Genomic DNA, 13,929 nt, shown 5'->3' with positions numbered 1-13,929 from the left:
ATTTCAGGAGGCGGCCGCGCCGCCCGAAATCAGGCGGCGGCTGGCTTGGCTTAACCCAGCAGCAACCGCCCCCGGACATCCGGGGTCGTGGTGGTGGTGGTCGTGGTCAGCAATTTGGCCATACCGCGCAGATAGCGATGCCTCGCGCCGATGTCACCCTTTCGCCAGCGAGACGGAAAGGAGCCGCTCCAATTTGGAAAGGATGCTTGACATAGCGCCGAATCAATGACAAGTGTGCTTTCCATAGTAGAAAGGGAGCTTTCCTTATGGAACGGACTACACGAACACGGATGCAGGCATTGATATGGGCCGCGATCATCATTGCAGCTGCGCTTATCGGCTCTGCGGCAGAATTGAGCAGCGGCGCCTCTGTCGGGATCATCACAGGTCTTAGCGGAGCGGCATGGGCGTCTTTGCAGTCAGGCGGTTCATGCTGCGTGCGGGCGCTGCAATGACCTCGTCCGCGCCCGCATCGACCATTCGCCCCGGTGCATGGGCGGGCGGCATGTTTGCATCGCTGGGCATTATCGCCGGCCTGAAATTCAGCGGCGCAATAGAGCCTCCCGCAATCTACCTGTTGCTCATCATCCCGCTCGTGCTGAGTGTGCAGTTCTATCGGTCAATGCAGCGATCCGCTGACAATTGCGGGGCCAGCAGTCCAGCAATCAAACGGTATAATCGCGGTATTGCGCTTGCATCTCTCGCCTATGTCCTGGGCATGGGAATCGCGGTCGCAATCTGGGAGCGGACCGAATTGACTGACGGGTTGGTCTTCCTGATTTCGCTGCTGCCAGCCATCCCGACATTCGCGATGATCTGGGTCATGGGCCGGTATCTTACCGATGAGCAGGATGAATATCTTCGCCACCGGTCGATCATGGCCTCTTTGGCCGGGTTGGGTCTGGTGCTGGCCTTGGGCACGTTTTACGGTTTTCTAGAAATGTTTGGCCTTGTCCCGCATGTCTGGGCGTGGTGGATCTTGCCTATCTGGGCGATCGGCATGGGGCTGTTCCAATACTGGCAAAGCTGGAGGTCGGACCGTTGAACAACCGCCTCAAAGTGCTGCGGGCAGAACGCGACTGGAGCCAGCAGGATCTGGCCGACCGGCTTGAAGTCAGCCGGCAGAGCGTGAACGCCATCGAGAAAGGGCGCTATGACCCGTCACTGCCGCTGGCGTTTTCAATTGCCGAGGTTTTCGGCCTGACGATTGAGGAGATTTTCAGCCGCGACTGAAATATCTGACTTTCGGAAGGGCCAAAACGAAAAGAGCCGCCAGCCCACCGGGGCGGCGGCTCTTTTGCATAATTGGTCGCGGCGTTTATGCGGCGTTTGGCTGCGGAATGTTCGCCACCGGCGCTTTGTTCGTTGCCGGTTTCGGCATGGTCTTCTCGTCAGAGGAGGACTTGTCCTTGCCGAAAAACTTCTTTGCGGCGTAACCGCCAACTCCCAGCGCGATCATGGCCGGAATGCTGATCCGGCTGAGTACGAAGGGTGCAGCCGCACCGATCATGGCGCCGGTTGTGCCGCCAATGCCGGATGTCTGTTTTGCGAGTTTGCCGCCAACTGCGGCTCCGATAATTTTACCAAGCATTTCAATCTCCTTGTTTGCCTAACCAACGGCAAACTCCCTTTCCGGTTCCGAGATAGAGGGGCACTGGCGGCAATCATGCACGGATCATCCGGTTTCCTTTTGCTGGCAGGCGGGGCATGGTAACGGTCATGTCTGGCACACAGTTTCTCGAATTGGACGGCGGCGCGGCGCGCATCGCCTATCGCCATACGCACGGCGCAGGCCCGGCGATTGTTTTCCTGCCCGGCTATATGTCTGACATGGCAGGCGGCAAAGCGACCGCGCTGTTTCAAGAAGCGCAGGAACACGGGCGCGCCTGCCTGCTGCTCGATTATTCGGGCTGCGGGCAAAGCAGCGGCGAATTTGCAGACGGCACGCTGTCGAAATGGCGCGATGAGGTGCTCGCGCTGATCAAGGCAAAGCTGGACGGGCCGGTCTTGCTGGTCGGATCGTCGATGGGCGGGTGGCTGATGCTTTTGGTCGCAGAACAACTGGGCGCACGTTTGGCCGGTGTCGTCGGAATCGCCGCCGCGCCCGATTTTACGCGCTGGGGATATTCCGATGCCCAGCGCGCGCAGCTTGCCGCGGGGCAGACCGTATTCGAAGACAATCCCTACGGCCCCGAACCCACGCCGACCTATGCCGGATTTTACGCCGATGCCGAAACGTTGATGCGGCTGGAGAGCGAGGTTTCAATCACCTGCCCAGTCCACCTGCTGCATGGCCAGCGCGATGCCGACGTGCCGTGGGAAACCAGCCTTGAACTGGCCGAGGCGCTGCGTTCGGATGCGGTAAAGGTAACGCTGATTAAAGACGGCGATCATCGTCTTTCGCGCGATCAGGATATCGCCATGCTTAAAGACGCGATTGCCAGCTTTTACTGATGGAAATTCCCCCATGTCCCTGTTTTTAGCCCTGCTCTTACAAGTCGGCCCGAACCCGGCGCTCGACAATTCGCTCGGCCTGCCGGACGAATTGGCGAACCGGCCCCCGCGTGAAAATGCAGTGGAGGAGTCCGCCGACCCGGTCAGCCAATGGCTCGCCGGCTGCCTTGCCCAGCTTGCCGAAGACCCCGCCCGCGCGCATTCGCAGGCGCAGATCAGGCTGCCTGAGGTATCGGGGCCGGACAGGGTGATGACCAACCATTGCCTCGGCCTCGCCGCAACGGAACTGGGCCTATGGCAGGATGCGCGGCAGGCCTTTATCGCAGCACGCGACGAAACACCGCCAGAGGAGCTGCGGGCGCGGGCGCGCTTTAGCCTGATGGCAGGCAACGCCGCGCTTGGTTCAGGCGATGGCGAAGGCGCGCTTTTGCTGCTCCAGACTGCGCAGCGCGACGCGAATGCCGCCGCTGCCGCCACACTCGAAGCGATCGCCGCGATGGATGTAGCCCGCGCGCTGGTGGCGCTCGACCGGCCGGGCGAGGCATTCGTGCCGCTGTCACGGGCGACCCTGCTTGAGCCGGAAAAGGCCGAAGCATGGCTGCTTACAGCGACGCTTTATCGGCGGCTGGACCGGCTTGATGATGCGCAACAGGCCATTGAGCAGGCGGCAAAGCTTGCGCCGATGGCGGGCGACATCGGCCTGGAGGCAGGCGTAATTGCGGTGCTCTCAGGCCGCGAAGAAGCCGCGCGGCAAAGCTGGGGTTCGGTGATCGAGACGCAGCCTGAAAGCCCCGCTGCAATCACCGCGCAAAGCTATCTCGATCAGTTGGGACCCGCGCCTGCACCAGCCAAGCCGGCGGGGAGCGGATCGTGACCGCATTTTCCGTTCTCGATCTGGTGCCGGTGCGCGAAGGCGGCAGTATTGGCGAGGCGTTCGAGGCTGCAACAACGCTTGCCCAGAAAGCCGAATCGCTTGGTTGCAAGCGGTTCTGGGTGGCAGAGCATCACGCGATGGACGGCATTGCGGGCGGCGCGACCTCGGTCGTGCTCGCCCATATCGGCAACGCGACCAGCCGTATCCGCATCGGGTCGGGCGGGATCATGCTGCCCAATCACACGCCGTTCCAGATTGCAGAGCAATTCGGCACGCTGGATGCGCTGTTCCCGGGCCGCGTCGATCTCGGGCTGGGCCGGGCACCGGGGGCAGGACCCGAACTGCAGCGTGCCCTGCGCAAAAACCTGCAGCAGGCATCGGAATATTTCCCGCAGGACGTGGCCGAACTGCGCGCCTTGCTGACAGGCGATTTCGACCTGCCGATCACCGCAACGCCCGGCATGGGGGCGAAGGTCGATCTGTGGATGCTCGGGTCGAGCCTGTTCGGCGCACAGCTCGCGGCGAAGATGGGCCTGCCCTATGCCTTCGCAGCGCACTTTGCACCTGACCATCTGGACGCGGCACTCGCGCTTTACAGGCGCGATTTCCAGCCCTCCGCACAGCTTGCGAACCCTTACGTCATGGTGGCGATGAATGTGTTTGCAGCAGACACTCACGAAGAGGCCTGCACGCTCGCGTCGAGCCAGCAGCAAAGCTTTGTCGCGCTACGCACCGGAAACCCCGGCAAGCTAAAGCCCGCGATTGCCGGATACACCGATACGCTGCCCGCCCCGCAGCGCGCTATGCTGGATCATGTGGGGCAGGCCTCCGCCATGGGAACGCCTGATGAGGTAGCCGCCGCCATCGCCGCTTTCATAAAGCGCACCGGTGCCGATGAAATCATGCTGTGCGGATCAACCTTCGATCCCGATGCCCGTTTGCGCTCGCTGGAAATGACGATGGAATCCGTCCGCAGTAAAGCCGCTGCCTGATTCCTTCAGGATCGGGCTGATTTTTCGCGATTAACTCGGCGCCGCGAGACGAACGCGCTTGCACCGGACTCGCTAAAGCGGGTATCGCGGAAACGATAGAATACACCGGCATAATAAAATTACCCGGAGCAGGAAAATGGCGGCAAAGCCCAAACCCAAATCTGCAGCCGCAGCCTCAGGCAAACGCGCGCTGCACGCGGCGCTCAAGAAAAAGGTTAAAGCGGCCATTTTGCCCGGCGATGTGGCGTTGGACGACAAACAGCTTTCCGAAACGACCGACTTCCTGCTTGACGCGGCCGCCGTGCGCGAACCTGCGCGATCGGCGCTAAAGCTGGAATCGGCGACCGGCGAAAAACGGCGCCTGCGCATCGCAATCATCAACAATGACATGCCGTTTCTGGTCGATTCGGTAGCGGCAACGCTGGCAGCCCAAGGGCTTCCGATCAACATGCTCGTCCACCCGGTGATCGGGGTGAAGCGTAATGAGCAGGGCGAACTGATCGATCTGGTCGATGCCGATCCGGTCGCCGCCCAGACCGAATCGATGATTTATATCGAGACACCGCGTGTCGATGCGAAACAGCGCGGCGAGCTGCTGAAACAGCTGCGATTGACGCTGGGCGATGTGCGGGCAGCGGTGACCGACTGGGCCAAGGTGCAACAGGCGGTGCAGGCCGATGCGGATGCCCTGAAGAACGTCGATGCAGAAGCTGCCGCCCTGCTCGAATGGCTCAACACCGGTATGCTCACCCAACTGGGTCATCTGGTGCGGAAACGCGATGGCAGTGAAAGCGGCGTGCTGGGCATTTGCCGCAAAAGCGCGCGCGGATTGCTGGCCGAAACATCGTATGACCGCGCGTTCGAGTATTTCGATGAAAGCGGCCCTGACCGTCACCTGCTGATTATCAAGTCGAACCGCATTTCCACCGTTCACCGCCGCGTTCCGCTCGACCTGTTCGTGGTTCCGCTGCGCGACAAAGGGGGCAAGGTTACCGCGCTTTCGATCCATGCCGGTGTGTGGACCAGCATCGCGCTGGCATCGCCTCCGGGCGAGGTTCCGGTGCTGCGGTCGGTGCTGCAATCGCTAAATGATGAACTGGGCTTCGACCCGTCGGGCCACGCTGGCAAGGCGCTGGTTCACGCGTTTACCGCGCTGCCGCATGACGTCCTGATCGCGTTCACGCCCGATGACATGTGTCGCCTTGCGACGGCCTCCATGAGCCTGGTGGACCGCCCGCGCCCGCGCCTTGTGATGGTGCAGTCACCGCTTGGCCGGCATATTTTCGCATTCGTGTGGCTGCCGCGTGACATGCTGTCGACCGATGTGCGCCTGCAAATCCAGAGCCTGCTGACCAAAGTGCCCGGAACCGAAGTCCTCGACTGGACACTGGAGGTTGAGGGCGGCGCTCTCGCCATGCTGCAATACCTGCTCGATGTGCGCAGCGCGGATGCGCAGCCCGATGGGGAGGCCATCGAAGCCCAGCTCGAAGATATGCTGCGCGGCTGGAACGAAGCGGTCGAAACGCGGCTTGCAGATATTGACGATGCAGGCCGGTCTGCCGCAATCGCCGCGCGTTATGCCGGTGCATTCCCGCCCGCATTCCGCAGCCTGTATGGCCCGGCGGAAGCGGCAAGCGATATTGTCCGTCTGCGCGCCATTGCGATGGGCGATAATCCTGCTGAGCAGCGCGGCTCACGCCTCTACCGTTTAAGCACCGATGCGCCCGAGCAATTGCGGCTGAAAGTGTATCATATCGGCGGTCAGTTCGCTTTGTCGGACGCAGTCCCCGCGCTCGAAAATTTCGGTTTCCGCGTGATTGGCGAAACAGCGACGTCGCTGGAATCGGGCGAGCTTGGCACGATCCATGATTTCACGCTGGAACTCACACCCGGAGACGAAGCGGCCGCGATCCTGGAGCGCGCCGGCCCGATCGAAACCGCTATTGCCGATGTGCTGAACGGTGCGGCGGAAGATGATGCGTTTAACCGGCTGGTGGTCGGAACAGGTCTGGCAGCACGCGATGCCGAATGGCTGCGCGCGTTCTACCGGTATCTGCGCCAGACGGGCATGGGCTTTACGATTTACACCGTGGTCGACGCACTTGGCCGCGCGCCGGGCGTGACGCGCGCGATGATCGACCTGTTCGCCGCCCGCCACGATCCCGATTTTGCCGGCAACCGCGAAGACGCTGTCGCAGGGGCTATATCGGCGTTCACCCGCGGTCTGGCAAAGGTCAGCGCGATCAATGATGACCGTCTACTGCGCCTTTACCGCGCGGTGATCGATGCGGTTTTGCGCACCAACGCATTCGCTCCGGCGGCGGCAGAGGCGCTGGCGTTCAAGATTGATTCCAGCCTTGTCCCCGGCCTTCCCAAACCGGTCCCGTGGCGCGAGATTTTCGTCTATTCGCGCCGCGTTGAAGGTATCCATTTGCGATCCGGCGCGATTGCGCGCGGCGGCCTGCGATGGTCGGACCGGCGCGACGATTTCCGCACCGAAATCCTCGGGCTGATGAAAGCACAGCGGGTAAAGAACGCAGTTATCGTGCCAACCGGGGCAAAGGGCGGCTTTTACCCAAAACAGCTCCCATCGCCCGCGCTGGACCGCGAAGGCTGGGCGGCAGAGGGGCAGGCCAGTTACGAAGTTTTCATCCGCACGCTGCTGTCGGTCACCGACAACATCGTGGATGGCAAAGTCGTCCATCCGGAAAGTGTCGCGATCCATGATGGCGAAGATCCGTACTTCGTTGTCGCCGCAGATAAAGGCACGGCGCGCTTCTCCGATGTGGCCAACGCAATTGCCGAAAGCCGCGATTTCTGGCTCGACGATGCATTCGCGAGTGGCGGATCGAACGGTTACGATCACAAGGCAATGGGCATCACCGCGCGCGGTGCATGGGTGTCCGTCCAGCGGCACTTCCTTGAAATGGGTGTCGATGTTCAAAAGGACAGCATCCGCGTTGCAGGCTGCGGCGACATGTCGGGCGATGTGTTCGGCAACGGAATGCTGCTTTCCAAGGCGATCAAACTGGTCGCTGCATTCGATCACCGCCATATCTTCATTGATCCCGATCCCGATCCGGCGGCAAGCTGGAAAGAGCGCAAGCGGCTGTACGATCTGCCGCGCTCCAGTTGGGAAGACTACGATCCGTCCCTGATCTCTCGCGGTGGCGGCGTGTATTCGCGCGATCTCAAACGCATCAAACTGTCCAAAAAAGCGCGCACCATGCTGGGGATCGAGGACAAGGAGATTGAGCCAGATGCACTCGTATCCGCTATCCTGACAGCAGAGCTCGACCTGATCTGGTTTGGCGGGATCGGCACCTATATCAAGGCCGAGGCTGAGAGCCATCTGGCGGTCGGTGATCCGGCCAATGATGCGCTGCGCGTCGATGCGCGCGATGTCCGTGCAAAGGTTATTGGCGAGGGTGCGAACCTCGGCATAACGCAGGCCGGGCGCATCGCCTTTGCTCTGAATGGTGGCCGTATCAACACCGATTTCATCGACAATTCCGCCGGTGTCGATTGCTCCGATAACGAGGTCAATATCAAGATCGCGCTGGCAGCCGCTTTGCGTTCTGGCAAACTGACCGAGAAAAAGCGCAACACGCTTCTGGCAAAGATGACGGACGAGGTTGCCGACATCGTGCTGGAGGATAACCGCTTGCAGGCGCTGGCTTTGTCGATTGCGGAAACCGGAGGCGCGGATGCGACAGCCTCTTTCGTGCGGCTGATCGAACAATTGGAAGATATCGGTGATCTCGACCGGCGGACAGAGGGGCTGGCCGATGGCGAGAGCCTTACCCGCCGCGCCGCAGACGGGCGCGGGCTGACCCGTCCCGAACTCGCCGTGCTGCTTTCATCAGCAAAGCTGGTGCTGCAGGACGCGATCGAGGACAGCGGACTGCCCGATGATCCGGTGCTTCGCGATTCGCTGATCGTGCTGTTCCCGGCGCCGATGCGCAAAACCTATGCAGACGAGATTGACGGCCACCGCCTGCGCCGCGAGCTTGTCGCGACCGATCTTTCGAACCGGATCATCAACCGGCTCGGACTGGTCCACGCGTTTGAGCTGGCCGAGGAAGAGGGCGTTGGCCTGTCCGATGTCGCCGCCGCCTTCGTCGTGGTTGAGCGCCTGTTTGATCTGCGCCAATTGTGGGACAATCTCGACACGGCACCAATGGGCGAGGCTGTGAGGCTTACGCTGTTCGACCGGCTTTCAGCCGCTGTCGGCAACCTGATGTCGGACGTGCTGCGCACCTCTGCCGGTCAGGTCGAGGCAGGCGAAATGATCGGCGCATTGCAGCCGGGTGTCGCAGTGCTAACCGATGCGCGCGAAACGCTGCTGTCACCAGAAACGCGCGAGCGGTCAGAGCAGCTGCGCAAATACTTTACCAATCACGGCGCGCCAGAGGGGCTCGCTGCGGATGTTGCGAACATGTTTGATTATGATGGCTCTATCGGTCTTGCGCAATTGGCCCGCAAAACGGAAATCGGCCCTGAAAAACTCACCCTCGCCTTTACCGATATCGGCGAACGCATCGGCATCGACTGGGCGCAGGGTATTGCCGCGCATATGTCTCCCTCCGATGTGTGGGAGCGGTTGCTGGTCGACGGTCTCGCACGCGATTTTCAGCATATGCGGCTCGAATTCCTGCGCCGGCTGATGCGGCGCAAGCTGGGTAAGGATGATCCGCAGGCCGCAATCGCTGAATGGGCAGAAGAAAACGAGAATGCGGTGGCCCAGTTCCGCCGGATGGTCACCCGCGCCCAGGCCCGCCCCCCGGTTGCGCCCGCCGTTCTCGCGCAGATTGCAAGCCAGGCGCGCAACCTTCTGGAACGCTGAAGTTAGTCTCGCGGCTTGACGCAGCAGCGTTTTGCGGCGACCCACCCGGCCATGGAGCGAGAGGGAAGCAACCGCAACAGCGCCGATGTCGTCATCGTCGGCACGGGTCATGGCGGCGCGCAGGCGGCAATCGCATTGCGTCAGCAAGGGCACGAAGGGTCAATCCTGATGGTCGGGCGCGACAATGCGCCCCCTTACGAACGCCCGCCTCTGTCCAAGGAATACCTTGCCGGGGAGAAGGGGTTTGAACGGATCATGATCCGTCCGGAAAAATTCTGGGCCGACAAGAATATCGACCTGCGTCTGGGCAGCGGTGTCATGGACATCAATCCGGCGGCGCATACGCTCACTCTCAGCGATGGCAGCACTATCGGATACCGCAAGCTGATCTGGTCGGGCGGAGGTGATCCGCGCAGGCTCGGCTGCACCGGCGCAAACCAGAAAGGCGTTTTCTACGTCCGCGACAAACGCGATGCCGATGCCATGATGGCCGCGCTGGAAGCGGGCGCAAAACGCGCCATCGTAATCGGCGGCGGGTATATCGGGCTGGAGGCGGCGGCTGTCCTACGCAAGCTGGGCTGCGAGGTTACGCTGCTGGAAATGCAGGACCGCGTGCTGGCCCGCGTCGCTGGCGAGGAGCTTTCGCGTTTTTACGAAGAGGAACATCGCAGGCAGGGCGTAGACGTGCGCCTTTCACGCGGAGTTGAGGAGATCATTGGCGAAGACGGCAAGGTCACAGGCGTTGTGCTCGACAATGGAGAGACACTGCCATGCGACATGGTCGTCGTCGGCATCGGGATCGTGCCTGCGGTTGCACCGCTGATCGCGGCAGGCGCGGCCGGTTCCAACGGCGTCGATGTCGATTATTGCTGCCGCACGACGCTGGATGATATTTACGCCATCGGTGACTGCGCAGCGCACGCCAACCCCTATGCCGACAATGCCGTAATCCGGCTCGAATCCGTGCAGAACGCGCACGATATGGCCAACACCGTGGCCAAGGCGATTATGGGCGACAAACAGACCTATGACGCGCTGCCGTGGTTCTGGTCAAACCAGTATGATCTCAAACTCCAGACCGCCGGATTAAGCCTCGATTTCGACGAAACGGTGCTGCGCGGCGATCCTGCAACACGCAAATTCACGGTCGCCTACCTGAAAGAGGGCAAACCGATTGCGTTCGATTGCGTGGGCACGATGAAGGATTACGTTCAGGGCCGCAAAATGCTGGAAGCAGGCACCGAAGCCGTGGACCGCGAGGCACTGGCTGATATCGACATCCCGATCAAAGAGCTGATTTAAGCCGCGCCGCCGCCCAGCGCGCGGCATCGGCAACAACCGGGTCGGGATCATCCGTCAGACGGTCACACAGTTTGGCAAGCGCGCCGTCACCGCTATTGCCGGCCGCGTAGAGGCAATTGCGAACAAACCGGTCCCGCCCAATCCGTTTGATCGGGGAGCCTGAGAAAAACGAGCGAAAGCCCGCATCATCCAGCGCGAGCAATTCTGCCAGACGCGGCGCGACAAGCTCTGCGCGGGGCAGAAATTCGCGCATAGCATGCGCCTCGTCAGCGAATTTGTTCCATGGACAGACGGCCAGGCAATCATCGCAGCCATAGATACGGTTCCCCAATGCCTCGCGAAATTCCTCTGCAACCGGGCCTTTATGCTCGATGGTGAGGTATGAAATGCAGCGCCGCGCATCCAGCTGATAGGGCGCGGGAAACGCATCGGTCGGGCAGGCATCCAGACAGGCACGGCAGGTTCCGCACTGGTCGCGCTGCGATCCCCCTTCGCTCAGGGCCAAGGTGGTGTAGATTGCACCGAGAAACAGCCAGCTGCCATGATCCGGGCTGACCAGATTGGTATGTTTGCCCTGCCAGCCGATCCCCGCCGCCTCGCCCAGCGGTTTTTCCATGACGGGGGCGGTGTCGACGAACACTTTAACCTCAGCATCCGGCTCTTCTGCCACCAGCCACCGCGCTAGCGCTTTCAGCCGTTTCTTGACGACATCGTGATAATCCTTGCCCTGCGCATAAACAGAAATGCGCGCATGGCTGCGTGCGGTTTCGAGCGCCATGGGATCATGCGCAGGGGCGTAACTCATGCCCAGCGCGATGACACTGCGCGCCTCCGGCCATAGCCCTTGCGGAGATCGGCGGTGGTGCTGGCGCGTCTCCATCCACTCCATCGAACCATGATGGCCATCGCCCAGCCACCGCTCCAATCGCTCGGCTCGCACCGGGTCTTCGGCAGCGGGCGCAATTCCGAATGCTGCAAAACCCAGCTCGCGTGCCTGCCTTTCGAGGCGCTGCGTCAGATCAGAAGTTGCTTGGGCGTTAACCACGCTTGGGGTTGCTCCCGTTCAGTTTCGCGCGTTAACTGCCGCGCTCATGCACATGCAAGTAGGCGAACACATGGCGGCGAGCAATGTCCCCGCACCGGCGCAGGACGAACGACCGCTCGCAATCGAAGCGCGCGGACTGGTCAAACGGTTTGATGGCACAATCGCTGTCAAAGGCGTCGACCTCAGCGTGCCTGAAGGCGCGATCTACGGCGTGCTCGGCCCGAACGGTGCTGGCAAGACGACGACGCTGCGGATGCTGCTGGGTATTATCGACCCCGACGAAGGCGTCCGGCGCGTTTTCGGGCATGACCGGCCCCACGACATCGGACGGCTGATCGGATATCTGCCCGAGGAACGCGGGCTGTACCCGGCGATGAAAGCGATCGAGGCGATTGCATTCATGGGCGCCCTGCGCGGCTTGCCGCTGGCCGAGGGGCGAAAGCGCGGGCTGGAATTGCTGGAGAAGCATGATCTTGGCTACGCCGCGGACCGCACGATCCGGCAATTGTCGAAAGGCATGGCGCAGACCGTGCAGTTGTTAGGCACGCTGGTTCACCGGCCACGTCTGGTGGTGCTGGATGAACCGTTTTCCGGTCTCGATGCAATCAATCAGGGCAAACTGGAACGGATGATCCGTGCGTTGGCCGATGATGGGGTTACCGTCATTTTCTCGACCCATGTTATCCACCATGCAGAGCGTCTGTGCGAAGGTGTCGCGATTATTGCCGGCGGCGAGGTGCCCTATGCTGGCAGCGTCGAGGCAGCGCGGGACCGCATTCCGGCACAGGTCAGGCTGGAAACACGTGCGCGTGACGGTGCGTGGACCGCTGCTCTCCCGGCAGAAACGCGGCGCGAAGGCGACTTTTTCTACTTCCCGCTGCCCGAAACCGGAGTGGAACCGCTTTTGAAACATCTCATCGACGGACAAGCGGGCATCCTATCGCTGTCCATTGAGCGTGCAGGCCTGCACGATGCGTTCGTCGCGATTGCCGGTGAAGCAGCAGCACGCCAGCTGGAGGCCGATCAGGCGGGAGACGCATCATGAGCAACCACGATCAGGCAGCCATCGACGCGCGCCCGCGCCTGTCCCGGCTGGAGGCAGCCTGGGTGATTGCCCGGCGCGATTTCATCGCTGTGCTGTTTAGCCGCGCGTTTCTGTTCTTCCTTGTCGGCCCGCTGTTTCCGGTGCTGGTCGGCGGTCTTGCGGGAAGTATTGGCGGGCAGGTTTCCCGCTCGACCGTCAGCACCGAAATCGGACTTGCGATGTCGGCAGCGGATAACGCTGCGATGATCGCCGCTGCGCAGAAACTGCGCCCGCAGCTTGGCAACACGATGCCGCAGCTTCGCGAAGTGCCCGAGGCAGCCGGGTCGGACGCGTTCGATGCCGCCCGCTTCCTCGATGAACGGCGCGGCAATTATGCAGCGATCGTAACCGGCACCTTGGCCGCACCCGAGGTGGCCGGAACAGCAAGGCAAATTGGCCGCTGGAGTGGGCCTGTCGAGTTGATGGCGGCAACGGCGCTTGGCGCGTCACCTGATACGTTCCCCAGCAGCTCCAGCACCGTGGTCGCCAGCAGCGCCGTATCCGAACGAGCCAACCGCGTGCGGACCGCGCAGGCTGCGCAAATGGTCCTGTTCCTGCTGACCATGCTGCTGGCCGGGATGGTGCTATCCAACCTTGCCGAGGAAAAGGGCAACAAGATCATCGAAATCCTCGCCGCGGCCCTGCCGATGGATGCGGTGTTCATGGGTAAGCTGTTTGCGATGCTGGGCGTATCGTTCGTCGGCGTCGCGGTGTGGGGTACGCTTGGCTGGGCGTTCTGGACTGTCGCTGAAGAGGGCATCGTAACGGTCACGCAGACCAATTTCCGCGATCTTCCCGGACCGGCAGTCGGTTGGCCGGTCTTCCTGAGTCTCGCGATTGTCTACTTCTCGATGGCATACCTGCTGCTCGGCGCGCTGTTCCTGACGATCGGCGCGATGGCGGAAACCGTGCGTGAGGTGCAGACGATGTCGATGCCCGTCACCATGATGCAGCTGATGGTGTTTTTCCTCGCCGCCTACACGATCACCATGCCAGGTTCGGCGCTGGAGACATTTGCGATCATCTTTCCGCTCTCATCGCCCTTTGCAATGTTGGCCCGCGCCGCTCTCGAAGAGACCTTGTGGGTCCATGCAGTCGCTGTCGTATGGCAGGGAATCGCCGCCTTTGGTCTGATTAAGGCGGGGTCGCTGCTGTTCCGCAAGCGCGTGATGAAATCGGGAAGCGGCGGCCGCGCAAAAAAGAAGCGCGGGTTCTTTAAGCGCAGTGCCGCGAAAGAATCTTCCACTCAGCTGGCGCAATAGGTCGCTAATCGCAACTGACTATTGACACACGTGTCAGTTACGGCAGGATGCCCGTTAACGACTATGCAAA

12 protein-coding genes are annotated in these 13,929 nt (G+C 61.6%); 10 read left to right on the top strand and 2 right to left on the bottom strand.

What is annotated here, in order from left to right:
• The first annotated feature begins 266 nt into the window (after positions 1 to 266).
• From ACGHU1_RS10695 to ACGHU1_RS10685, 3 genes are read left to right on the top strand one after another with little or no spacing between them, the layout of a single operon-like run.
• Positions 267 to 455: a hypothetical protein gene (locus ACGHU1_RS10695; protein WP_390586725.1), complete on the top strand. Its 189-nt coding sequence runs from the start codon at positions 267 to 269 to the stop codon at positions 453 to 455.
• A complete protein-coding gene (locus ACGHU1_RS10690) occupies positions 452 to 1,045 on the top strand; it encodes a hypothetical protein (protein WP_390586723.1) in 594 nt (197 codons plus the stop codon). The genes ACGHU1_RS10695 and ACGHU1_RS10690 overlap by 4 nt, the downstream gene beginning before the upstream one ends.
• Entirely contained in the window at positions 1,042 to 1,233 is a 192-nt protein-coding gene (locus ACGHU1_RS10685) for a helix-turn-helix transcriptional regulator (RefSeq protein ID WP_390586720.1), read from the top strand. The genes ACGHU1_RS10690 and ACGHU1_RS10685 overlap by 4 nt, the downstream gene beginning before the upstream one ends.
• An 85-nt stretch (positions 1,234 to 1,318) precedes the next feature.
• On the opposite strand, the gene ACGHU1_RS10680 is transcribed toward ACGHU1_RS10685, so the two are convergent.
• Complete coding sequence (locus ACGHU1_RS10680; RefSeq protein WP_390586719.1) at positions 1,319 to 1,591, bottom strand: hypothetical protein; 273 nt, start codon at positions 1,589 to 1,591, stop codon at positions 1,319 to 1,321.
• Positions 1,592 to 1,719: 128 nt separating this feature from the next.
• On the opposite strand from ACGHU1_RS10680, the gene ACGHU1_RS10675 reads away from it, so the two are divergent.
• The 5 genes from ACGHU1_RS10675 to ACGHU1_RS10655 all read left to right on the top strand — a co-directional run bounded on the left by ACGHU1_RS10675 (position 1,720) and on the right by ACGHU1_RS10655 (position 10,468).
• Entirely contained in the window at positions 1,720 to 2,454 is a 735-nt protein-coding gene (locus ACGHU1_RS10675) for an alpha/beta fold hydrolase (RefSeq protein WP_390586716.1), read from the top strand.
• A 13-nt stretch (positions 2,455 to 2,467) separates the two neighbouring features.
• Positions 2,468 to 3,328 (top strand): tetratricopeptide repeat protein, encoded by an 861-nt coding sequence (locus ACGHU1_RS10670; protein WP_390586713.1) that lies wholly within the window; start codon positions 2,468 to 2,470, stop codon positions 3,326 to 3,328.
• Positions 3,325 to 4,320, top strand: a complete 996-nt coding sequence (locus tag ACGHU1_RS10665) for an LLM class flavin-dependent oxidoreductase (protein WP_390586710.1) — start codon at positions 3,325 to 3,327, stop codon at positions 4,318 to 4,320. The genes ACGHU1_RS10670 and ACGHU1_RS10665 overlap by 4 nt, the downstream gene beginning before the upstream one ends.
• A 136-nt stretch (positions 4,321 to 4,456) precedes the next feature.
• Entirely contained in the window at positions 4,457 to 9,166 is a 4,710-nt protein-coding gene (locus ACGHU1_RS10660) for an NAD-glutamate dehydrogenase (RefSeq protein WP_390586708.1), read from the top strand.
• 51 nt (positions 9,167 to 9,217) lie between these two features.
• Positions 9,218 to 10,468: an NAD(P)/FAD-dependent oxidoreductase gene (locus tag ACGHU1_RS10655; RefSeq protein ID WP_390587034.1), complete on the top strand. Its 1,251-nt coding sequence runs from the start codon at positions 9,218 to 9,220 to the stop codon at positions 10,466 to 10,468.
• Here the strand turns inward: ACGHU1_RS10655 and queG are convergent.
• Positions 10,452 to 11,513, bottom strand: coding sequence for a tRNA epoxyqueuosine(34) reductase QueG (gene queG / locus ACGHU1_RS10650; protein ID WP_390586707.1), 1,062 nt, complete (start codon positions 11,511 to 11,513; stop codon positions 10,452 to 10,454). The two genes, ACGHU1_RS10655 and queG, sit on opposite strands and share 17 nt — an antisense overlap.
• Positions 11,514 to 11,565: 52 nt before the next feature.
• On the opposite strand from queG, the gene ACGHU1_RS10645 reads away from it, so the two are divergent.
• Together ACGHU1_RS10645 and ACGHU1_RS10640 are read left to right on the top strand one after the other, a co-directional pair.
• Complete coding sequence (locus ACGHU1_RS10645; protein ID WP_390587033.1) at positions 11,566 to 12,558, top strand: ABC transporter ATP-binding protein; 993 nt, start codon at positions 11,566 to 11,568, stop codon at positions 12,556 to 12,558.
• On the top strand, positions 12,555 to 13,859 hold the full coding sequence (locus tag ACGHU1_RS10640; RefSeq protein WP_390586705.1) for an ABC transporter permease: 1,305 nt from the start codon (positions 12,555 to 12,557) through the stop codon (positions 13,857 to 13,859). Before ACGHU1_RS10645 ends, ACGHU1_RS10640 begins: the two co-directional genes overlap by 4 nt.
• Positions 13,860 to 13,929 lie beyond the last annotated feature (70 nt).

Source organism: Erythrobacter sp. MTPC3 (genome assembly GCF_042854385.1).
Classification (GTDB): domain Bacteria; phylum Pseudomonadota; class Alphaproteobacteria; order Sphingomonadales; family Sphingomonadaceae; genus Erythrobacter.
This window is presented reverse-complemented; position numbering and strand designations above follow the sequence as displayed.